Below are 20,256 nucleotides of genomic sequence, written 5' to 3'. Positions count from 1 at the left end.
TGACGTGCCCTGTTGGCGCGCTTACTCGGTTCGTCGGTTTGAGACAGGCCGAATGACAGGCGCAGCATTCGGCGGCCGCCTCTTGTTGAGGTGGCTGATGTACGAGACAACAGTGAGTCAGTAGAAGGGTTCCGCGGTGTACGCGATCGTTCGTTGCGGCGGCAGGCAGCAGAAGGTCTCCGTCGGTGACGTCCTCGAGGTGGACAAGGTCGCCGGCGAGGTCGGCTCTTCGGTTTCGCTGCCGACGGTGCTCGTCGTCAACGACGGCGACGTGACCACCGAGGCGGGCAAGTTCATGGTCAGCGCCGAGATTCTCGGCGAGACCAAGGGCCCGAAGATCCGCATTCTCAAGTACAAGAACAAGACCGGTTACAAGAAGCGCCAGGGTCACCGCCAGCGGTACACCCAGGTGAAGATCACCGGTATCGAGCAGGCCTGATCGGGAGTTTGAGAGATGGCACACAAGAAGGGCGCGTCGTCCACCCGGAACGGCCGTGACTCCAACGCCCAGCGTCTGGGCGTCAAGCGCTTCGGCGGCCAGCTGGTCAACGCGGGCGAGATCATCGTCCGCCAGCGCGGCACCCACTTCCACCCCGGCGACAACGTGGGGCGTGGCGGCGACGACACGCTGTTCGCGCTGGCGGCCGGGCACGTGCAGTTCGGTGTCAAGCGCGGCCGGCGGGCCGTGAGCATCGTCCCCGTCGCGGAGTAGGGTTCTCTCCTCTTCGTTGACCTTGGGTCTGTTGCTTTAGGGGTGGATCGCGCTGTCGATCCGCCCCTTTGCTTTTGGCTGGCCGCCGTCACGCCGGGGGCGGGGCGGATGTATTGGGATGAGAGGCCCCTGCGAAGGGGGTGGAGGAGTGCGGAATGCCGGACTTTGTGGACCAGGTGGTCCTTCATATCAGTGCCGGTGACGGGGGGAACGGGTGCGCCTCCATCCACCGGGAGAAGTTCAAGCCGCTCGGCGGTCCCGACGGCGGGAACGGCGGGCGGGGCGGTGACGTCATTCTCGAGGTCGACCCCAACACGGCGACGCTGCTCGAATACCACCGCCGGCCGCATCGCAAGGCCGACAACGGCAAGCAGGGGCAGGGCTCGAACCGGGACGGGGCGAACGGGGCGGATGTGATCCTGTCCGTGCCCAACGGGACCGTGGTCAAGGACGCCGCCACGGGTGAGGTGCTGGTCGATCTCGTCGGCGCCGGTACGCGCTACGTGATCGCCGAGGGCGGGCACGGCGGGCTGGGCAACGCCGCCCTGGCCACGACCAAGCGCAAGGCGCCCGGGTTCGCGCTGCTCGGGGAGCCCGGGGACGCGCTGGACGTCATGCTGGAGCTCAAGAGCGTCGCGGACGTGGCGCTGGTCGGGTTCCCGAGCGCCGGGAAGTCCTCGCTGATCGCCGCGCTGAGCGCGGCCAAGCCCAAGATCGCGGACTACCCGTTCACCACCCTGATCCCCAACCTGGGGGTGGCGACCGCAGGGGAGACCGTGTTCACCGTCGCCGACGTGCCCGGGTTGATTCCCGGGGCCTCGCAGGGCAAGGGCCTCGGGCACGAGTTCCTGCGGCACGTCGAGCGGTGCGACATGCTCGTGCACGTCATCGACTGCGCCACCATGGAGACGGGGCGGGACCCGATCACGGACTACGAGGCGATCGAGGCCGAGCTGCACGCGTACGGGAAGCTCGAGGACCGGCCCCGGCTGGTCGTGCTGAACAAGGCCGACGTGCCCGACGCGCGGGAGCTGGCCGAGCTGGTCACGCCCGAGTTCGAGGCCCGGGGGCTGCGGGTGTTCACGATCTCGGCCGCCACACATGAAGGGCTGAAGGACCTCACGTACGCGATGGGCGAGTGGGTCGCGGCGGCACGGGCCAACAAGCCGATCGAGGAGCCCACCCGGCTGGTCATCAGGCCCAAGCAGCTCGGCGACGCCGGGTTCCGGGTGCGGCGGGTCAACGAGAACCTGTTCCAGATCACCGGCGAGAAGCCGGAGCGGTGGATCAGGCAGACCGACTTCAGCAACGACGAGGCCGTGGGCTACCTCGCCGACCGGCTCGAACGGCTCGGCGTGGAGGTGGAACTGGCCAAGGCCGGGGCCACCGCGGGCGCTGAGGTGGTCATCGGGCCGATGGAGGGCGGCTACGTCTTCGACTGGCAGCCCACGCTCAACGCCGAGTCCATGCGGCAGGGTCCGCGAGGGTCCGACACCCGGCTCGGCTGAGGCCTCACGGGCGGAGGGTCGCTTCGGCGCCTCCGTCGGCGTAGCGGATCCGGCACGGCGTTGAGGGGGTGCCGGCGTCCGCCCGGCCGGGGCCGACGGTGGCGCGGTGGAGCCGCCGGTTGAGCGTGAGCTTGCTCGACGGGTGGACGACGTGCCCCCGGCCGGCCTCGACGGGCGCCGTGAGGGCGGCCGCGGCGTACGCGCCGCGCAGGGGTGATCTACCCGAGGAGGTCGCCGCCGCCATGCGCAGGGGTGATCTAGTCGAGGAGGTCGCCGCCGCCATGCGCAGGGCCGCCGCGAGCGCCGCCCTGGCGGCAAATGGGCCCTTGGGCCTCGGATAGGCTGCGAGACGTGCGGGAACAGATCAGCTCAGCGTCAAAGGTCGTTGTCAAGGTCGGCTCCTCCTCGCTCACCACCCCTCAGGGCATGATCGACGTCGATCGTGTCGACGCCCTTGTGGACGTGCTGGCGGCGCGGCGCCGTACCGGGACGCAGATCGTCCTGGTCTCCTCCGGGGCGATCGCGGCGGGCCTCGGCCCGCTCGGGCTGACCGCGCGACCGCGTGACCTGGCCACCCAGCAGGCGGCCGCGTCCGTCGGGCAGGGCGTGCTCGTCGCCCGCTACACCTCCTCCTTCGCCCGCTACTCCCTGCGCGTGGGTCAGGTGCTGCTGACCGCCGACGACATGATGCGGCGCGCCCACCACGCCAACGCCCAGCGCACGCTGACGCGGCTGCTCGAGCTGGGCATCGTGCCGATCGTCAACGAGAACGACACCGTGGCCACCGACGAGATCCGCTTCGGCGACAATGACCGGCTCGCGGCGCTGGTGTCACACCTGATCCACGCGGACGCCCTCGTGCTGCTGTCGGACGTGGACGCGCTCTACGACGGCCCGCCGAGCCGCAGCGGCACCCGGCGCCTGGCGGAGATTCGCGGGCCCGAAGACCTGGCCGGCGTCGAGCTGGGCAAGAACGGTGCGGCGGTCGGCACCGGCGGCATGGTGACCAAGGTTCAGGCCGCCAGGATCGCCACGGGGGCGGGGGTGCCTGTGGTGCTCACCGCGGCCGCTCACGCGGCCCAGGCGCTCAGCGGAGCCGACGTCGGCACCTACTTCCACCCCGGCGGCCGTCATCCCGGCACCCGCCTGCTGTGGCTCGCGCACGCCACCACCGGGCGCGGCCGTCTCCATCTCGACCAGGGGGCGGTGGAGGCCATCGTGGGGCGGCGCAAGTCCCTGCTGCCGGCCGGGGTGACGTCGGTGGAGGGTGAGTTCGCGGCGGGCGATCCGGTGGACCTGTGCGGGCCTCAGGGGCTCGTGGTGGCTCGCGGCCTGGTGAACTTCGACGCCACCGAGATCCCCGAGTTGCTCGGGCGCTCCACGAGGGAGCTGGCGAGCGCGCTCGGTCCGGAATATGAACGCGAGCTGATCCACCGCGACGACATCGTCATACTGGAAGCTCACAACTAGCAGGAAAGCACGGAGCGTAGCCATGAGCGTGAGGGGCTCGCCCCGCTCTGGACTGAGGAACGCAGGGAGCGGAGCGACCGGAGTGACGAGGGAAGAGCGGGGCTTGGAGAGCCCCGAACGGCGGAGCGGAGCGGAGCAATGAGCACAGAGTTCTTGAAGGTTGCCCACGCGGCACGAGAGGCCGCCGCAGAGCTGGCCCCGCTGCCGCGGGCGCCGAAGGACCGGGCGCTACGTGCCGTCGCCGACGCCCTGGTCGCGCACGCGGCGGAGATCGTCGAGGCCAACGCCAAGGACGTCGAGCAGGCCAGGGCGCAGGGCACGTCCGAGGCGATGGTCGACCGGCTGCGGCTCGACGAGGCCAGGATCGCCGCCATCGCCGAGGCCGTGCGCCAGGTGGCCGACCTGCCCGATCCGATCGGCGAGGTCGTCCGCGGCACCACCCTGCCCAACGGTCTCGAGCTGCGCCAGCTCAGGGTGCCCCTCGGCGTCATCGGCATCATCTACGAGGGCCGGCCCAACGTCACCGTCGACGCCGCCGCCCTCTGCCTCAAGAGTGGCAACGCGGTGCTGCTCAGGGGCTCATCCAGCGCCTACTCCTCCAACACGGCCCTGGTGAAGGTCATGCAGGACGCGCTGGAAGGCACCGAGGTGCCCGCGGGGGCCGTCCAGCTCGTGCCGGGGCAGACCCGCGACTCGGTCAAGGAGCTCATGCGGGCCCGCGGCCTGGTGGACGTCCTGATCCCGCGCGGCGGCGCGTCGCTGATCAACTCGGTGGTCGAGGAGTCGACGGTGCCGGTCATCGAGACCGGCGTCGGCAACTGCCACGTGTACGTCGACGCCGAGGCCGACCTCGACCTGGCCGTGCAGATCCTGGTCAACGCCAAGGCGCAGCGGCCGTCGGTGTGCAACACGGCCGAGACGTTCCTCGTGCACGCGGACATCGCCGACGCCTTCGTGCCGCGGGCGCTGTCGGCGCTCGCGGAGGCGGGCGTGACCGTGCACGGCGACGAGCGCATCGCCGGCTACGGCTCCGGCGTCGTGCCCGTCACCGAGGACGACTTCTACGCCGAATACCTCTCGCTCGACATCGCCGCCGCGGTCGTCGGCTCGCTGGAGGAGGCGGTGGCCCACATCAGGAAGTACGGCTCCGCCCACACCGACGCGATCGTCACCAGGTCGCAGCGGGCGGCGCGCAGGTTCGTCGCGCTGGTCGACTCGGCAGCCGTGGCGGTCAACGCCTCGACCAGGTTCACCGACGGCGGGGAGTTCGGGTTCGGGGCCGAGATCGGCATCTCCACGCAGAAGCTGCACGCCCGCGGCCCGATGGGGCTCCCCGAGCTCACCTCCACCAAGTGGGTCTATACCGGTGAGGGGCATTTGCGCACGTCAGAGGGCACGGTGGTGGCCGGTTAGCCGGCGTGTCGGCCTGACCGGCGCCGTGGAGCGCGGGTTGACTGAGAGGCATGGAGATTGTCGTCGCCCTTGTCTTCTCGGCGGCCGTGCTGCTCGGCGCCGACCGGTTGCTGCTCTGGCTGGAGAGCCGGGGTCACGTCAACTGGCGCAGAAAGGGGCGCAGGCAGCTGGCGGAAGAGCCCACCGTCCGGCTCGACAGCATGCTCTCCGAGCACACTCGCCGATAATCCTTCGGCGTGCCTCAAGCGGCGACTCGGGTCCCAGCGCTAGGGTTGTGTCCCTTATGGGCGCGCCGGGCGGGAGGGACGGTGACTAAGCTCGGCAAGGTCGGGCCGTACACCCTGGTCGAACGGCTCGGCCGGGGCGGCATGGGTGAGGTCTACCTCGCCCATACTCGCCGTGGCGAGCGCGTCGCGCTGAAGGTCCTCCACGACCTGGCAGAAGATGAGACCTCCCGCATCAGGCTGGAGCGGGAGGTCCGAGCGCTGCGCAGGGTCGAGAGCCCGTACGTGGCCAAGGTGCTCGACGCCGACCTCAACTGCGCCCGCCCCTACCTGGTCATGGAGCACATCGAGGGCGTCACGCTGCTCGATCGCGTACGCCAGAGCGGGCCGCTCGACGTCTCCCAGCTCGTGGACCTGGCGCAGGGCATCGCCGCGGCCCTCGCGATCATCCACGCCGCCGGGGTCGTGCATCGTGACCTAAAGCCGGGCAACATCATCATGGGCACCCAAGGGCCGGTGCTCATCGACTTCGGCATCGCGCAGGTGCTCGACGCGACCCGGCTCACCATGACGGGGACGTTCCTCGGCACGCCCGGCTACACCGCGCCGGAGATCTTCGCCGACGAGCAGGTCGACTCGCCCGCCGACGTGCACGCCTGGGCGGCGACGGTGGCGTTCGCGGCGACGGGGCGGCCGACGTTCGGGCGGGGGACGGCCGAGGCGCAGATGTATGCGGTGCTGAACGGGCAGGCCGACCTCAAGGGCGTGCCCGTGGAGCTGCTGCCGCTCGTACGCGCCGCGCTCAACAGGGAGCCCGGCAAGCGGCCCACGGCGGCGTTGCTGGCCGACCGGCTGTCGCGGCTGGCCAGAGCCACCAGCGGCGCCGATCCCGAGCCCGCACCCGATGAGGGCAAGGCGGGCCGTGCCGTTACGGAGGAGAGCAAGTCCGCACGTAGCAGGGCGAACACGGACAGCAAGGTTCCTGCGCCGCGTTCCCGGTCGAACACCGACGGGAAGGGCGCGGCCACTCGCACCTCGGGCACGGACGGGAAGACCGCCGGGGCGCGGAGCCGTACCGGGGCGGACGGGGCCGCGGCCCGGGGCCGTACCGGAAGCGATGGGAAGGGCGCGGCGGTCCGGAGCCGGGCCGAGGTGCCGCCGCCGCGCGGCCGGGCGAGCACGGACGGGAAGGCCGCTGTCACGCGCTCCAAGATGCCCGCGGCACGCCAGCGCACGGCGGCGGCCGTCAGGAGCAGGCCGCAGGTGCGCGGCAAGACCGGCCTGCGGGCCGAGTCGGCCACCACGCTGCCCGCAGGCAACGGCGCGCTGCTGCTGCTCGCCGTGCTGGCCGTGCCGTGCGTGGTGACCTCGGTGATCTGGCCGATCGCCTCCATCGCCATCACCACGGTCTTCGTGGTGCTGACCCGGACGCTCTGGATGAGCCACTGGATGGTCAGGAACCGCAGCTCACGGCGTATGCGGGTGACGCTGCGCGTGCTGCTCTTCCCGTTCGCCGTGGTGGGATCCGCCGCGACCGCCGCCGTGTGGCCGGGTGTGCCCGTCGCGCTGGCCGCGGGCGGCGCGCTCTGGGTGACCGGCGGAGGAGTGATCGCCACCGACTGGTGGCAGCAGGTAGGGCCCGTGACGGTGGCGGGCGTGGTGTTCGGGATGCTGTGCGGCGGTTTCGCCGGTCGCGAGATCGAGCGGATCGGGCATCGGCTGCCCGATCTGCGCAGGGAAGGGTTGCGCGCACTGGCCGTGCTGGGCGGGTTCGTCGCCCTGTGCGCGGCCGCCGTGCGCGCCATCGCCCTGCTGCTCTGACCCGCCGCCGATCATGCAGCGGGCCGGCAGGTCTGACCCGTCGCCTCTCCACGGCGAGTCTTGCGGCGGGTCTTCGCGGCCGATCAAGCCGATCGGCCGCGAACGGCGGTGCGGCAGGTCAGCCCTGGCCGCCGTCGCGGCGCGAGAAGCGGTTGAAGATGCGCTCGCCCGCGTTGACGGCGCCCTCGGCCACGTCGCGCAGCACGCCGATGAACGGGTCCTGCGACTGCGACCAGGACGCGCGGTAGGACTCGGCCGCCGCCTTGATCTCGTCGGTCACTCGTGCGTTGGGATCGTCCTCCCTGCGCGGGTAGTCCCCGCCCAGGATGCGGTCGTAGTCGCCGCTGCGCTGCCACTTGTCCAGCTCGGCCACGCGCACCACCGCGAACGGGTGGGTGGTGCCGAGCAGGTTGAGCACCTTGAGGAAGCCGTCGCGAAGGTCGCCCGCGGTGTCGTATTCCTGGTACTGCTCCAGGAACGCCTCGATGTTCATCTCGTGGGTGTAGTCGCCGCCGGCGAGCTTCATCAGCGCGCGCTTGGCCGCCTCGGGGTTCTGCCCCGTGAGCAGGCCGCCGCGGTCGGACGAGAGCTCGGACTTGCGGTACCACTCCTCCAGGCCCGCGACGATCGCGCGCAGGCCGATGTAGCCGAGCGGGATCCAGGCGACGCGGGTGGCGAGGCGGGTCAGGATGTCGAGCATCGTCCGGTAGACCGCGTGCCCCGACAGGATGTGCGAGGTCTCGTGGCCGATGACGAAGCGCTGCTCCTCCTCGTTCATGAGGTTGAGCAGACCGGTGGTCACGACGATGAACGGGTCGTCGAAGCCGATGGCCTTCGCCTGGACCTGCGGATCCTGCTGGATGTAGATCTCGGGGATCCGGTGCAGGTCGAGCGTGTAGGCGGCGTCGCGGCCCATGTCGTAGATGGAGCGGAACTGCGTCTCGCTCACGCGCACGGCCGACGCCAGGTACATCAGGCGCAACCGGCGCTCGCTAATGAGGCCGGACATCTGCTTGAGAACCGTGTCGAACCCACTCAACTTACGCAGAGCGACCAGGGCGGACCGGTCTGCGGGGTGTTCGTAGGCTCGGGACGAGATGCCGGGCAGTTGGACGCGGTTGCGGTCCGGGGTGGTCGTCATGCCCGGCATGCTACGTCCGCAACGGAAGTGGTGCGCGGTCATCACCAAGGGGGGTGCCATCATGTTGTGGTATGACGTCCGCGTAAGGTCCGTTTCATGATGAATGCTCCTGGTGTGCAGGGGAAGCGGCGAGTTGGCGTGATGGGTGGGACCTTTGACCCCATCCACCACGGTCACCTGGTCGCCGCCAGCGAGGTGGCTCACCATTTCGACTTGGATGAAGTCGTCTTCGTGCCGACCGGGCGGCCGTACCAGAAGTCGGAGCGCGAAGTGTCGGCGGCGGAGGACCGCTATCTCATGACGGTCATCGCGACCGCGTCCAATCCGCGCTTCTCGGTGAGCCGGGTGGACGTGGATCGACCCGGGCCGACCTTCACCATCGACACTTTGCGTGATATTTCGGAAATTTACGGTCCTGAGGTTGACCTGTACTTCATCACCGGCGCCGACGCCCTCGGCGCCATCCTGGGCTGGCAGAACGCGGACGAGCTGTTCGAGCTGGCGCACTTCGTGGGCTGCACCCGCCCGGGCCACACGCTGCACGATCCCGGGCTGCCGGCGGGCCGGGTGACTTTGCTGGAAATTCCCGCGCTGGCCATCTCGTCGTCCGAGTGCCGGCAACGCGTGGCTAAGGGAGAGCCGATTTGGTACTTGGTGCCCGACGGCATCGTCCAGTACATCAACAAGCGGGGGCTGTATTACGGCGAGGGATGAAGCTCTCGTGCCATAGGTGAGGGCTTTCGGCCTGGAAGGGTACCCTCAACATAAGGGCATGCTGCCGACACAGGAGGACAGACCCGCATCGTGACCGCATCTGACAGATCCGTCCAGCTCGTGCGCATCGCCGCGGAGGCCGCGGCCGACAAGCTGGCCGATGACATCCTCGCATACGACGTGAGCGATCAGCTCGTCATCACCGACGCCTTCCTGCTCTGCTCCGCCACCAACGACCGTCAGGTACGCGCCATCGTCGACGAGATCGAGGAGCGGCTGCGTACCGAGGCAGACGTCAAGCCCGTGCGCCGGGAGGGCGAGCGCGAGGGCCGCTGGGTGCTGCTCGACTTCATCGACATCGTCGTGCACGTCCAGCACGAGGAAGACCGTACGTTCTACGCGCTCGAGCGCCTCTGGAAGGACTGCCCGGCCATCTCGCTGCCGGAGAGCGTCATGCAGGCCAACCTCCAGCGGGCGCGCGCGTGACCGGACTGGTATCTCTCATCTCGCTTCCCAGCTCGCCCCGTGAGGACCCCGCATGAGTAAGCGGATCGTCTGTCTGCGGCACGGGCAGACCCTGTGGAATGTCGAGCAGCGATTCCAGGGGCATTCCGACATCCCCCTCGACGAGACCGGCGTGGCGCAGGCCGCGCGGGCCGCGTCGCTGCTCGCCTCGCTGCGGCCCACCCTGATCGTCTCCTCCGACCTGCAGCGCGCCAACGACACCGCGCTGGCGCTCGGGCGGGTCGTGGGGCTCGACGTGGCGGTGGACAAGGACCTCCGCGAGCGCGGCGGCGGTCAATGGGAAGGGCTGACGCGCGAGGAGATCGCCGCGCGCTGGCCCGAGGAGTACGCGGCCTGGGAGGCGCCGGGCGGCGAGCCCGTCACCGACGTGGCCACCAGGGTGGCCGCCGCCATGCGGCGCTGGGCGGCCAAGCTCGACGGCGACGGGCTGCTGGTCGTGGCCTCCCACGGGGCCGCGCTCCGGCTCGGGATCTGCGAGCTGCTCGGGCTGCCCGAGCCGCTATGGCCGGCGCTGGGCGGTCTGGGCAACTGCTCCTGGTCCGTGCTGCAGGAGGGCCGCAAGGGGTGGCGGCTGCTCGAGCACAACGCCGGGACCCTGCCGGAGCCCGTCCACAGCGACGACCGGCCGGACGCCGAGGCATAAGCTCGTACGGCTCGGGGGCCGTACGACTGCCGCCTGCTCCTGGCGGGGGACGGGCGCGATTAGGCGAATCGGCGCGGATGGCTATATGCTCTCGGAGCGCCGCAACGGGTGGACTCGGAGCGGTGACCAGGGGCTATAGCGCAGTTGGTAGCGCGCCTCCATGGCATGGAGGAGGTCTGGGGTTCGAATCCCCATAGCTCCACCCCCAGGTGTTTACTCGGACACGGCTCTTGCGTCGGGGTGATCCGCATTGTCAGAGCCTGAGTGGTTGGGCCGCTACCGGCTCATCCGGGTGCTGGGCGAGGGCGGTCAGGGCAAGGTCTACTTGGCCGAGGCTCCCCAGGGGGCACGAGTCGCCGTCAAGGTCCTTCATCCGGGCATGGTCCTGGACGAGCAGTCACGCCGCCGGTTCCTGCGTGAAGCCGAGCTGGCGCAGCGAGTGGCGCCCTTCTGCACGGCCAGGGTGCTGGATGCCGGAGTCCTCGACGGCCGGGCCTACATCGTCAGTGAATACGTGTCCGGCGTCTCGCTTGAGACGCTGGTCAACACGGAGGGGCCGCGCAGCGGGAGCAGCCTGGACCGACTGGCCGTCACGACGCTGACCGCGCTCTCCGCGATTCATCGCGCGGGCATCGTGCACCGCGATTTCAAGCCCGGCAACGTGCTCCTCGGTCCGGAAGGCCCGGTCGTGATCGATTTCGGCATCGCGCGCATGGCTGAGCAGTCCACCACCCGTTCAGGACTGATAGGCACTCCGGCCTACATGGCGCCGGAGCAGTTGAACGGCGTTCCCGCCAGCGCCGCCTCGGATGTCTTCGCCTGGGCCGCCACCATGGTGCTCGCCGCGACAGGCAGGCGCGCCTTCCGCGGTGACACACCCGCGGCCGTGATGCACGCCATCTTCAGCGAGAGGCCTGATCTGTCCGGGGTTCCGCGAGAGCTGGCCGGCGTCCTCGACGCGTGTCTGGTCAAGCAGCCGGAGCACCGCCCGACCGCTGCTGACGTGCTGCGCCACCTCACCGGCGAATCGGCCGGCTTAGGCCGTTCCGGCGCGGTGCCGGCCACGCCCCCGCGAGATCGACACCTGGACCGCCCCCGGCCCTTCATAGCCGCCAGCCTCGCCCAGTTCGTCGTGGGGGTCGCGACACTGATCACGCTGCTGGCCAGCGCTGGTCCCGACGAGTCGGGCGCACAGGGGACACCTGCTTTCTGGCCCTTCGCAGCACTGCTCGTAGTCGTCACCGCCGTGACCGTCGGGCTCCGACTCACGCGACCGCGCCGACCCTCATCGGGCGACGAGCAACGTGGAAACCCCAGGAGCCGCTGATGAGCCTTTCGACGCTGGTGCTGGTGGCTGCCGTCGCGCTGATGTGGTTTGCGCTCATGGCGCTGCGTCCGGTCCGGAGCTTCCTCGGCCGCCACCGCATCCTCGTCGCCGTGCTGATCCTGCCGCTCCAGCCCTTCGCCCTCATCGGCCTTGGCGCTGCTGTCTGGCTGGCGCTCACCGAGTTCCAGAGCATCGACTGGGCCGAAGCCGCCATGTACGTCGCCATGTTCGCTCTGGCCTACCTCAACGGCCTGGCAGCGTTCGCCTTGGTCACGAGCCTGCAAGAGCGCTTGAACCGCCGCCGCGACGGTGCTCCGTTCCTCCCCGGAGCCAAACAATGATCAGCTTTCGCCGTCGGCGGTGATCTCGGCGAGCCGGTCGGCCAGGTAGCGTCGCTCGGCCTCGGTACGGGCCAGGTCGAGCGCCTCGCGGTAGGCGGCGGCGGCCTCCGTGCGGCGGTTGAGGCGGCGGAGCAGGTCGGCGCGGGTGGCGGGGAGCAGGTAGTAGCCGTTCAGCTCGCCCGCGGCGTGCAGGTCTTCCACCAGCGCGAGTCCGGCTGCGGGGCCGTCGGCCATCGCCACCGCGACCGCCTGGTTCAGCTTCACCACCGGGGACGGTACGACCTGTACCAGTTGTCCGTAGAGTTCGGCGATCTGTGCCCAGTCGGTGTCGGCAGCGTCGGCGGCGGTGGCGTGGCAGGCGGCGATGGCGGCCTGCAGCCGGTAGGGCCCGGGCCGGTCATGTCGAAGGGCCGTCTCCAGGACGGCGACACCCTCGTCGATCTCGCCGCGGTCCCACCGGGTGCGGTCCTGGCGCTCCAGGGTCACCAGGTCGCCGGCGGCGTCGACACGGGTCGCGCGGCGGGCGTGGTGGAGCAACATGAGCGCGAGCAGGCCGTACGCCTCGGGCTCGTCCGGCATCAGCCGCGTGAGCAGGCGGGCGAGACGGATGGCCTCGGCGCACAGGTCCCGCCGCACCAGGTCGGCGCCCGCGCTGGCGGAATAGCCCTCGTTGAACAGCAGGTACAGCACGGCGAGCACCGAGCCGGTCCGCTCCGGCAACAGGTGAGCGGGCGGCACCCGGTACGGAATGCGCGCATTGCTGATCTTGCTCTTGGCCCGGACCAGGCGCTTGGCCATCGTCGCCTCGGTGACCAGGAAGGCCCGGGCGATCTCGGCGGTCGTCATGCCGGTCAGGGTGCGCAGCGTCAGCGCCACCCGGGCCTCCAGCGGCAGCGCCGGGTGGCAGCAGGTGAAGATCAGCCGTAGCCGGTCGTCGGGGACACCACTGTCGTCGCCGGAGTCGAAGGCGTCGTCATTGGCGGCCGTCGCGGCCACCTCCCGGTCATTGGCGGTCATCGTGGCCACCTCCCGCAGCTTGGCCGCCTCCGTCGAACGGCGGCGCAACCGGTCCACCGCGCGGTTGCGCGCCGCCGTGGTGAGCCAGGCGCCGGGGCGGCGCGGGAGGCCGTCGCGCGGCCAGCGCTCCAGCGCCAGCGCGAAGGCCTCCTGCGCGCACTCCTCGGCCAGATCCCAGTCGCCGGTCACCCGGATCAGGGTCGCGACGACGCGCCCCCATTCCTGGCGGAACGCCTCGGCGACCGCCGCCTCGACCTCGGCGGTCAATCCTCCCAAAGCGGCCGCACCTCGACCCAGCCGAACCTGGCGGACGGATGCCTGGACGCGACCTCGATCGCCTCGTCGAGGTTGTCGCACTCGATCAGGTCGAAGCCGCCGATCTGCTCCTTCGTCTCGGCGAACGGCCCGTCGGACAGCAGCACCTCCCCGTCACGCACCCGGACGGTCGTGGCGTCACTGCCCGGCCGCAGGCGCGCACCTTGCAGCCGTACTCCCCGGCCGTCCATCTCCCGCACCCAGGAGGCGGGGTCGGCGTCCTCCTCGGGCACCCCGACGGATTCGTTGTCGCAGACGAACATGACGTACCGCACGGTTCCTCCACCTTGACCGAGCTAGTTGACCGAGCTAGTTGACCGGCTGACCGACGCGACTGTACGCCGGACGCGCACGCGGGCGAAAGGCAGCAGCCGGAGCGTTCTGGTCCACCGCCGCTTGACGGGCGCGACCGGGGCGCCGGGCAGCGCGGAGCGGGCCAGTTCGTTGCGCGGACGCAGAGCGTAGGTGGCGGCGAGCAGATCAGGCATGACGAGCCCTCCCATTGAGCGCCCGCTGAGAGCGCTTCGTGATGTGCTGTGACACCAACACGACGAACGGGAGGACCCGAGATGGACAGCAGCCGGGTACTCGGCGTACTCGGCTCGGGGGGGCCACCGGGAACAGCGCCCCCGACGTCACCCACTCCGCTTTCCCCGCCTGAGCGTGGCCTTCCCCGACACCACCATTCCGCTGAGAGGATGCGGAAGCATGCGCGTATTGTTCACCTCCGTGCCCCTGGTCGGGCATCTCTTCCCTATGGTCCCCCTGGCGTGGGCATTGAGGAGCCGGGGCGACGACGTCCTGGTCGCCTGCCCCACCGAGAGGTTCAGCACCGCCGTCACCTCCACTGGACTCCCCGTCGGGCTCATCGACGCGGGCATAGGCCCCGACGAGTACGCCCAGGCCAGCGCCGTGGAAGGCGCGGGCGAGCAGCTGGCGACGGCCATCGAGGAAAGCGGCCGGGCCTGGGGCGCCTTGTCGGGCCGTATCTTGGCGGGGATGGGGGAACTGGCCGACGACTTCCGGCCGGACCTGGTGATCAGCGAGCCATGCGAGTACGCGGGCCGTCTGGCGGCGTACGAGCGCGACATTCCCTGGATCGAGCACAGCTGGGCACTTCCCGGTCTGCCCGCCTACGCGGCCGCCGCCCGGACCGCCCTCGACGGTGCCACTGCTGGAGCGGCGCTGCCGGCGCCTAGGGCGATCATCCACCCCTGCCCGCCGAGCCTCACCGAAGACCTCGACGCCATCGCGATGCGCTACGTCCCGTACAACGGCCCGGCGCGGTTGCAGCGATGGCACCGGAAGGGCCAGGGCAGGCCGAGGGCGCTGGTCACGTTCGGGAGCCTGCTGCTCGACCGCGCCCACATCGACCCCCGCAAACTCGTCACCGAGCTGGTGGAGAGCCTGACCGAGGCGGGCTTCGAGCTGGTGCTCGGGCTGGACGAGGGGCTGGCGGCGAGTCTGCGCCCGTGGCCCGAGCACGTGCTGCACGCCGGCTGGGTGACGCTCAACCTCGCGCTGCCCCACTGCGACCTGGTGATCCACCACGGCGGCTCGGGCACCACCATGGCCGCTCTGGTGTCAGGGGTGCCGCAGCTCATCGTTCCGCAGGCGACCGACCAGTTCGTCACTGCCGAGACCCTCGCCTCTTCGGGCGCCGCGCTGAGTCTCACTCCGGAGGAAGCCGCGCCTGACGTGGTCGCCGCGCACGCGGTACGGCTGCTGTCAGAGCCCGGTTTCCGGAAACGCGCGACGGAACTGGCCGCCGAAATGGCGGGGCTGCCTTCGCCTGCCCTGGTGGCCGACAAACTGCATATCGGAATGTGACCGGGTTGCCCTCTACTGAATTCGCAGGATGCTCGGTGCGGGTGCGCTTGGTGGAGGGGAGCGGACCTGGTGGCCACTCTGTGGGGTGTGAGCTCGGGGTTCGCCTTCCCTCGCGGGTCGATGAATGCGGCTGGCTAGCGGCCCTTCTCGTAGACGAGCAGGCCACGTGACAGGTGTAGCGGGACCATGATGAGCTCGATCACCAGGGCTTTCCAGGCGTAGTACAGGTTGACCGCCTTGTTCAGGTAGACGAACGGGAGGTTGAAGAGCACCTGGTGGACAGGTAGGCGGCGGCGTCTGGCCGCGTACAGGAGGGCGGGGACGGTCAGGAGCAGCTCGCCGCCTGCCCACCACGCCAGCGTGCCGGTCACCGGTGCGTGCATGCCGAGCGTGAGGATCAGCGGGCCGGCCCACCACAACGGGGCCAGGAGGATCTCCAGCAGGGCCACGATGATCCACGTCGCCAGCATGGGCTTGCGGGTGAGCAGGCGGGGGAGGTGGAGGCGGACGTTCTGCATGAAGCCCGCCATCCAGCGCCACACCTGCTTGCGGAGGTAGGTGAGGGTTTCGGGGTCGGCGGCCCAGGCCATGGCGTCGGATACGTAGACCGCCTTGCGGCCTTCGAGCTGTCGGCTCCAGGTGAAGTCCATGTCTTCGACGATCGTGCGTTCGGGGAAGCCGCCGAACGCGGTCAGGGTCGTGCGCCGGAACACCGAGCAGCAGCCCGAGCAGACCATGGGGCTGTTGGCCAGCTGCTGGATCGGGCGGTGCCAGTGGAAGCCGAAGAGGTATTCGGTCGATCTGCCACGCTCCCATGGGGTGCGGGCGAAGCGGGTTTGCACGTTGCCGGCGGCCACGTCCACGGCGGGGTCGTCGAAGACGGGCTTGACGCGCTCGATGTAGTCGGGGGCCAGCACCGTGTCGGCGTCGACGGCCAGGACCAGGTCCGTGTCGCAGTGGGGGAGCGCGTGGTTCTGGGCCTTGGCCTTGCTGCCGAGGTTGCGGGGTGGGCGCAGGACCGTTACGCCATGCGCCGCGGCCACCTCGCCGGTGCGGTCGGTGGAGCCGTCGTCCACCACGATGATCTTTTCGGGTGGGATCGACTGGGCCTGGATGGAGCGGAGCGTGGCGGGCAGGCCGTCTTCCTCGTCGTGTGCGGGGACGATGACCGTGAGGGTCTTCTGGGTCACCTGCGCCTCCCCAGCTTGAGCGCGACCAGGGTCACCAGGCCGACCGTGGCGTAGATGACCAGGCTGAATCCGAGTGTGGGCGGGCCTCCGGGCATCCTGCGGTTCCCTTCTGAGCGGGTGGATGGGTGGGTTGGGCGATGTGGGAACGAGGATGCCTGGCGGGGTGGGGGTGTGGAGGGTTGGAATGGGGTTCTGGGGATGGAGGGGCGGTGGCCGGCTCTGCCTGTGGACAACCGAAGGCGATGGCGGCCAAGGAGCATGAGCTCCTTGGCCGCCGCCGCTGCTATCTCAGGGCATAAGCCCTGTCGATGGTCTGGGTGGTCGAGCCGCCCGCCGTGTCCGACGCCGTGACCCGCAGCGACACGAACCCGCTGATCTGTGCCAGCGCAGGATGCGCCACCTCGACCCGGAACCGCCCGTCGCCCCGCTTCTTGACGCGAGTCGCGGCCTGCCAGGTCGTCCCGTCATCGACCGAGTACTCCACCCGTACCCGGTCCACGACAGGCGCCCGCCGGACCGCCGAGTGCGCCCCCGCCCACAGGTCGAACGCGAACGACTCCCCGGCCGGCGCCCGGTTCAGCAGGTCGAGGGGCAGGTCGTACCTGAGCTGGATGGCGGGCTGGAACGCGCACCCCGCCCCGAACGAGCACGAATACCCTCGAGGCGCCCCGGAGGAGGGCGGCGGGGAGGAGGCGAACTGCGCGGTCGTCGTCACCGTCCGGGACAGGGAACGCCCGGGAGTGTCCACGGCCTCCACCCGGTACGGTCCGGCCGTCCCGGGCACCGGGAAGTACCGAGGCCGCCACCCTTGCGCGGCCACTTCCTGACCTCCTGCGAGCAGCCGCGGCTTCGACGTGACAGGGCTCAGGTCGGTGTAGTGCCGGGGATCGGAGTCCAGCCACTGCTCGAACGGCACGAAACGATCCGAGTCCCGGCATGACGCGCACGGCACCGGCACCGGATACCCCGAGGGCACGTCGGCGGCCCCGGGGACCAGCGGCGCCTTGAACCACTGCTCGGAAATCCGCCGGTCGTCCCCGGTGAACCGGTCGTCAGAGTGCAGGATCAGCCCGGAGTTCGTGATCGTGCGCGACCACACCACGTCGTCGGAGACGGGCCCGAAGTACTCGGTGCGGGTGACCGGCATCGGCAACGACCCGCCGTACGTCAGGCGCCCCGGCTCCTCGCCGGTCGTCGACTCGCCGTACTCCCAGCCGCTGGTGCCCGGTGTGTCGGCATGGTAGGCGGTGTTGATCCGTACCAGGTCCCTCATGCCGACTCGCGCGGGCCGCGAAGGCACCCGCCCGCGCCAGTCGAAACGGAGGTGGTAGACCGAGTCCGGCCCGGTGTACGGCTCCAGCCGCAGCGACACCGGCCCCGCAGCCAGCGCCGACCGCAGGGAACGCCCCTCGGCGGCGCTCAACCCCAGCCGCACGGACGGGCCCAGTGGCACCCGAGCCCGCCCGCCGTCCACGTCGAGGAAGCCGATGACGCCCGCCGCACCGCGCATCAAAGCCTCACGGCCGGCGTCGTCCATCTGGACGCCCGCGTTGACGTAGCGGCCCTCGACCGGGATCCCGACCAGGACGACCTTCCCGGAGACCTCAACACCCGAAAAATCCTCAGGTCTCCCTCTTCCAACCGAAATAATGGGATAAGTCGCTGTGCTCGTCAGCCGGCGCATCGCCTCCATGTCGTACGCGGGACGCAAGGCCAGAGAGCCCGCGGTGGCCGAGGCGAGCACCGGAGGCTCCAGATTCCACTGGTGCGACAGCCGCATCTTGCCCGCCTTCACCGAGGACACCGGCGTGACGAACAGCTGCTGCCCGCCCAGCACCCCGCCCCACAGCGAGACCGGCTTGGCGCGGTCGGTGAAAGTGCGCACGTAGTACGCGCTCCCGTCCCCGTCCAGCGCCTTCGGTGTGTGCGGCCGGACCGGCGCCGTTTTGCGCGCGTCCAGGGTGACCGTCTTGTCCCCGTCGAGCCGGACCGTCTCGATCACCCAGCTCGTCCGGTTGCTGATCCGGCTCTCGTTGGCGACCCCGATCACCTCGTAGTCACCGGCGGGAAGGTAGAACTCGCCGTTGCCCGAATAGTCGGTGTGCACGAAGTAGTACCCGTACGGGTTGAACGGGTCTTCAGGGCTGTTCGCCCGCTTGAGCGGGACCGCGTACACGATCGGCTCGGCCTGGTAACCGGGGAAGAACTCCTTGGTCCCGTACGAGTTGACCAGCGACACCCCGAGCCGGTGCGTGGCTGGACCGGTGTAATAGCTGAACGGCGTCACCAGCCGCACGTCACCGGAGCTCGCCGTCACCCAGCCGCCGTAGGCGCCGATCGGGCCGGCAGCGGGATCGACGGTGAGGGAGACGGCGGCGGTGCCGTTCGCGGGCACGGTGACACTCTGCGCGCCCAGCTTGATCGCGCTGTCCGGGGCGGGCTTGCCGCTCCAGCCGCGCGTGACGAGCGAGACGGCCAGCGTGACCGGCTGAGTGCCGGTGTTCCGGTACGTGACCTGCCTCGTGGCGGGCTTGCCGAGGAGCCGGAAGTCGACCACGGAGCTGGCGAACACGCTCTGGGTGACCGCGCGGGCCACGTCCACCCGGCCGCTGCCCTGTTCGAACCAGTTGTGCCCGTCGTTGCGCTGCGCCGTCGAGGTCAGCGCGTCGCGGAGCTCACCGGCTCGCCAGCCGGGGTGCTGCTGGGCCAGGATCGCCGCCGCTCCCGCCACGTGCGGGGTCGCCATGGAGGTGCCGCTGAACGCCGTGTACTTGTCGTCGCCGGGAATGCCCGGCAGCGAGGAGGCGGCCGAGCGGGCGGCGACGATGTCCACGCCGGGGGCGACGATGTTCGGCTTGACCGCGGCGTCGTCCAGCCGCGGGCCCTTGCTGGAGAAGCCGGCCAGCGTCGTGCCCGTCTCCTTGTCCACCGCGCCCACGGCCAGCGCCTCGTCGGCCGCGGCGGGCACGCTCACCGTGAGCGGGTCCGACTCGTTGCCCGCCGCCGTCACGAACAGCGTCCCGTGCTTCTTGGTGAGCTCGTTCAGCGCCCGGCTCATCGGATCGGTGCCGTTGCCGCAGCAGGAGCCCAGGCTCATGTTCACCACGTCGGCGCCCTGCGCGGCGGCCCACTCCATGCCGGCGATGGCCCACGACCAGTCACCCCGGCCGTTGTCCGCGAGCACCTTGCCGACCAGCAGCGACGCGGCGGGTGCCACGCCCTTGTACGTCGATCCCGCGCCCGCGATCGTCGAGGCGACATGCGTGCCGTGCCCCACCTTGTCGGCGATGCCGGCGGAGTCGGAGAAGTTCTCGGTGGCGATGACGCGTCCGGCGAAGTCCGGGTGATCGGCGTCGATCCCGGTGTCGAGAACGGCGACCTTGACACCCTTGCCGTCGAACCCGCGCTCCCATCCGGCCGGCGCGCCGATGAGCGGCACGCTCTTGTCGAGCGAGGCCTTGGTCTTGCGGTCCAGCCAGATCTTGGCGATCCCGCCGCCGCTCAGCTTGTCGCCGGTACGGAGCCCGGCCCAGAAGTCGTCCGCCTGCTCGGCGCGTACCGTGACCGCGGCGCCGTTGACGCTGTCGAGCACCCGCACGTTCTCGCCGGCCGGCAGGGCCCGGGCCGCGCTCGCGAGCGCGGACGGGGCCGGGTCGCCCTGGTAGGTGACGAGCAGCGGGATCGCCTCGGCGCGCTGGTCCTGTGCCAGCGTCTCGACGTCGAACAGCTCCTCGTCCAGGGTCCCCGCGGCGACCATGGAAGCCGCGTCGGAGGGCAGGACGAGATAGCCGCCGTCCCTGCTGGGCAGCGTGGCGAACGTGACTCCGGCGCCGTCGGGCCTGGGCGCCGGCTTGATGGCCACGGAGGGGACGCCGCCCCGCGACGGCGCGTACTCGACGACGTCGCCGGTGACGAGGGTGAGGGTGACACGTGCCGGCTGGATCTCAGCGGGCTCGGTGGCCGCGGACGCCGCCTGGTGGGGCGGCACGACAACGGCGGTGAGTACGAGCGCCGAGCCCGATAACACCGCCGATAACCGCGTGTGAAATTTGGACAAGAGATGCC

General features: G+C 70.4%; 20 protein-coding genes and 1 tRNA gene. 14 read left to right on the top strand and 7 right to left on the bottom strand.

Annotated features, from left to right (window positions below; genetic code table 11):
• The first annotated feature begins 136 nt into the window (after positions 1–136).
• The 3 genes from rplU to obgE all read left to right on the top strand — a co-directional run bounded on the left by rplU (position 137) and on the right by obgE (position 2,220).
• Positions 137–439, top strand: a complete 303-nt coding sequence (rplU, locus tag ACIBVN_RS47510) for a 50S ribosomal protein L21 (RefSeq protein ID WP_357867130.1) — start codon at positions 137–139, stop codon at positions 437–439.
• A 15-nt stretch (positions 440–454) separates the two neighbouring features.
• A complete protein-coding gene (rpmA, locus tag ACIBVN_RS47505) occupies positions 455–712 on the top strand; it encodes a 50S ribosomal protein L27 (protein ID WP_012893687.1) in 258 nt (85 codons plus the stop codon).
• 155 nt (positions 713–867) lie between these two features.
• On the top strand, positions 868–2,220 hold the full coding sequence (obgE, locus tag ACIBVN_RS47500) for a GTPase ObgE (protein ID WP_397147198.1): 1,353 nt from the start codon (positions 868–870) through the stop codon (positions 2,218–2,220).
• 4 nt (positions 2,221–2,224) lie between these two features.
• On the opposite strand, the gene ACIBVN_RS47495 is transcribed toward obgE, so the two are convergent.
• On the bottom strand, positions 2,225–2,464 hold the full coding sequence (locus tag ACIBVN_RS47495) for a hypothetical protein (protein WP_397147196.1): 240 nt from the start codon (positions 2,462–2,464) through the stop codon (positions 2,225–2,227).
• 107 nt (positions 2,465–2,571) lie between these two features.
• Between ACIBVN_RS47495 and proB the strand changes: the two genes are divergently transcribed.
• The 4 genes from proB (at position 2,572) to ACIBVN_RS47475 (ending at position 7,148) form a co-directional block, all read left to right on the top strand.
• Positions 2,572–3,690, top strand: coding sequence for a glutamate 5-kinase (gene proB, locus ACIBVN_RS47490; RefSeq protein WP_397147194.1), 1,119 nt, complete (start codon positions 2,572–2,574; stop codon positions 3,688–3,690).
• 138 nt (positions 3,691–3,828) lie between these two features.
• Entirely contained in the window at positions 3,829–5,103 is a 1,275-nt protein-coding gene (locus tag ACIBVN_RS47485) for a glutamate-5-semialdehyde dehydrogenase (RefSeq protein ID WP_397147192.1), read from the top strand.
• A gap of 50 nt (positions 5,104–5,153) precedes the next feature.
• On the top strand, positions 5,154–5,330 hold the full coding sequence (locus ACIBVN_RS47480; RefSeq protein WP_397147190.1) for a hypothetical protein: 177 nt from the start codon (positions 5,154–5,156) through the stop codon (positions 5,328–5,330).
• Between the two features lie 81 nt (positions 5,331–5,411).
• The gene (locus ACIBVN_RS47475; protein WP_397147188.1) at positions 5,412–7,148 is read left to right on the top strand and encodes a protein kinase; all 1,737 of its coding nucleotides are present in this window, start codon (positions 5,412–5,414) and stop codon (positions 7,146–7,148) included.
• 118 nt (positions 7,149–7,266) lie between these two features.
• Here ACIBVN_RS47475 and ACIBVN_RS47470 read toward each other — a convergent pair whose 3' ends face one another.
• Positions 7,267–8,289 carry a M48 family metallopeptidase gene (locus tag ACIBVN_RS47470; RefSeq protein WP_397147186.1) on the bottom strand — a complete coding sequence of 341 codons (1,023 nt, stop codon included), beginning with the start codon at positions 8,287–8,289 and terminating at the stop codon, positions 7,267–7,269.
• Positions 8,290–8,385: 96 nt separating this feature from the next.
• On the opposite strand from ACIBVN_RS47470, the gene nadD reads away from it, so the two are divergent.
• The 6 genes from nadD to ACIBVN_RS47440 all read left to right on the top strand — a co-directional run bounded on the left by nadD (position 8,386) and on the right by ACIBVN_RS47440 (position 11,839).
• Positions 8,386–9,003: a nicotinate-nucleotide adenylyltransferase gene (gene nadD, locus ACIBVN_RS47465; protein ID WP_397147184.1), complete on the top strand. Its 618-nt coding sequence runs from the start codon at positions 8,386–8,388 to the stop codon at positions 9,001–9,003.
• Positions 9,004–9,093: 90 nt separating this feature from the next.
• Positions 9,094–9,489, top strand: a complete 396-nt coding sequence (gene rsfS / locus ACIBVN_RS47460) for a ribosome silencing factor (protein ID WP_349451907.1) — start codon at positions 9,094–9,096, stop codon at positions 9,487–9,489.
• Positions 9,490–9,541: 52 nt separating this feature from the next.
• Positions 9,542–10,171: a histidine phosphatase family protein gene (locus tag ACIBVN_RS47455; RefSeq protein ID WP_349451906.1), complete on the top strand. Its 630-nt coding sequence runs from the start codon at positions 9,542–9,544 to the stop codon at positions 10,169–10,171.
• Between the two features lie 129 nt (positions 10,172–10,300).
• A tRNA-Ala gene (locus ACIBVN_RS47450) sits at positions 10,301–10,373 on the top strand.
• 48 nt (positions 10,374–10,421) lie between these two features.
• On the top strand, positions 10,422–11,498 hold the full coding sequence (locus tag ACIBVN_RS47445; protein WP_397147182.1) for a serine/threonine-protein kinase: 1,077 nt from the start codon (positions 10,422–10,424) through the stop codon (positions 11,496–11,498).
• Positions 11,498–11,839, top strand: a complete 342-nt coding sequence (locus ACIBVN_RS47440) for a hypothetical protein (protein WP_397147180.1) — start codon at positions 11,498–11,500, stop codon at positions 11,837–11,839. The genes ACIBVN_RS47445 and ACIBVN_RS47440 overlap by 1 nt, the downstream gene beginning before the upstream one ends.
• Here ACIBVN_RS47440 and ACIBVN_RS47435 read toward each other — a convergent pair whose 3' ends face one another.
• Genes ACIBVN_RS47435 through ACIBVN_RS47425 form a run of 3 tightly spaced genes read right to left on the bottom strand, consistent with a single transcriptional unit; the run spans position 11,840 to position 13,659 of the window.
• The gene (locus tag ACIBVN_RS47435; protein WP_397147178.1) at positions 11,840–13,132 is read right to left on the bottom strand and encodes an RNA polymerase sigma factor; all 1,293 of its coding nucleotides are present in this window, start codon (positions 13,130–13,132) and stop codon (positions 11,840–11,842) included.
• Positions 13,120–13,446 (bottom strand): YciI family protein, encoded by a 327-nt coding sequence (locus tag ACIBVN_RS47430; RefSeq protein ID WP_397147176.1) that lies wholly within the window; start codon positions 13,444–13,446, stop codon positions 13,120–13,122. Before ACIBVN_RS47430 ends, ACIBVN_RS47435 begins: the two co-directional genes overlap by 13 nt.
• 21 nt (positions 13,447–13,467) lie before the next feature.
• Entirely contained in the window at positions 13,468–13,659 is a 192-nt protein-coding gene (locus tag ACIBVN_RS47425; protein ID WP_397147174.1) for a hypothetical protein, read from the bottom strand.
• Positions 13,660–13,879: 220 nt separating this feature from the next.
• Between ACIBVN_RS47425 and ACIBVN_RS47420 the strand changes: the two genes are divergently transcribed.
• The gene (locus ACIBVN_RS47420) at positions 13,880–15,001 is read left to right on the top strand and encodes a glycosyltransferase (protein ID WP_397147172.1); all 1,122 of its coding nucleotides are present in this window, start codon (positions 13,880–13,882) and stop codon (positions 14,999–15,001) included.
• Between the two features lie 134 nt (positions 15,002–15,135).
• On the opposite strand, the gene ACIBVN_RS47415 is transcribed toward ACIBVN_RS47420, so the two are convergent.
• Both ACIBVN_RS47415 and ACIBVN_RS47410 read right to left on the bottom strand, forming a co-directional pair.
• On the bottom strand, positions 15,136–16,191 hold the full coding sequence (locus tag ACIBVN_RS47415; protein ID WP_397147170.1) for a glycosyltransferase: 1,056 nt from the start codon (positions 16,189–16,191) through the stop codon (positions 15,136–15,138).
• Positions 16,192–16,474: 283 nt separating this feature from the next.
• Positions 16,475–20,248: a S8 family peptidase gene (locus tag ACIBVN_RS47410; RefSeq protein ID WP_397147168.1), complete on the bottom strand. Its 3,774-nt coding sequence runs from the start codon at positions 20,246–20,248 to the stop codon at positions 16,475–16,477.
• Positions 20,249–20,256 lie beyond the last annotated feature (8 nt).

The sequence above is a fragment of the Nonomuraea sp. NPDC049400 genome, assembly GCF_044466425.1.
Taxonomy (GTDB): domain Bacteria; phylum Actinomycetota; class Actinomycetes; order Streptosporangiales; family Streptosporangiaceae; genus Nonomuraea.
The sequence above is the reverse complement of the archived record's forward strand: the minus strand, read 5'-3'. Positions and strand labels throughout refer to the sequence as shown.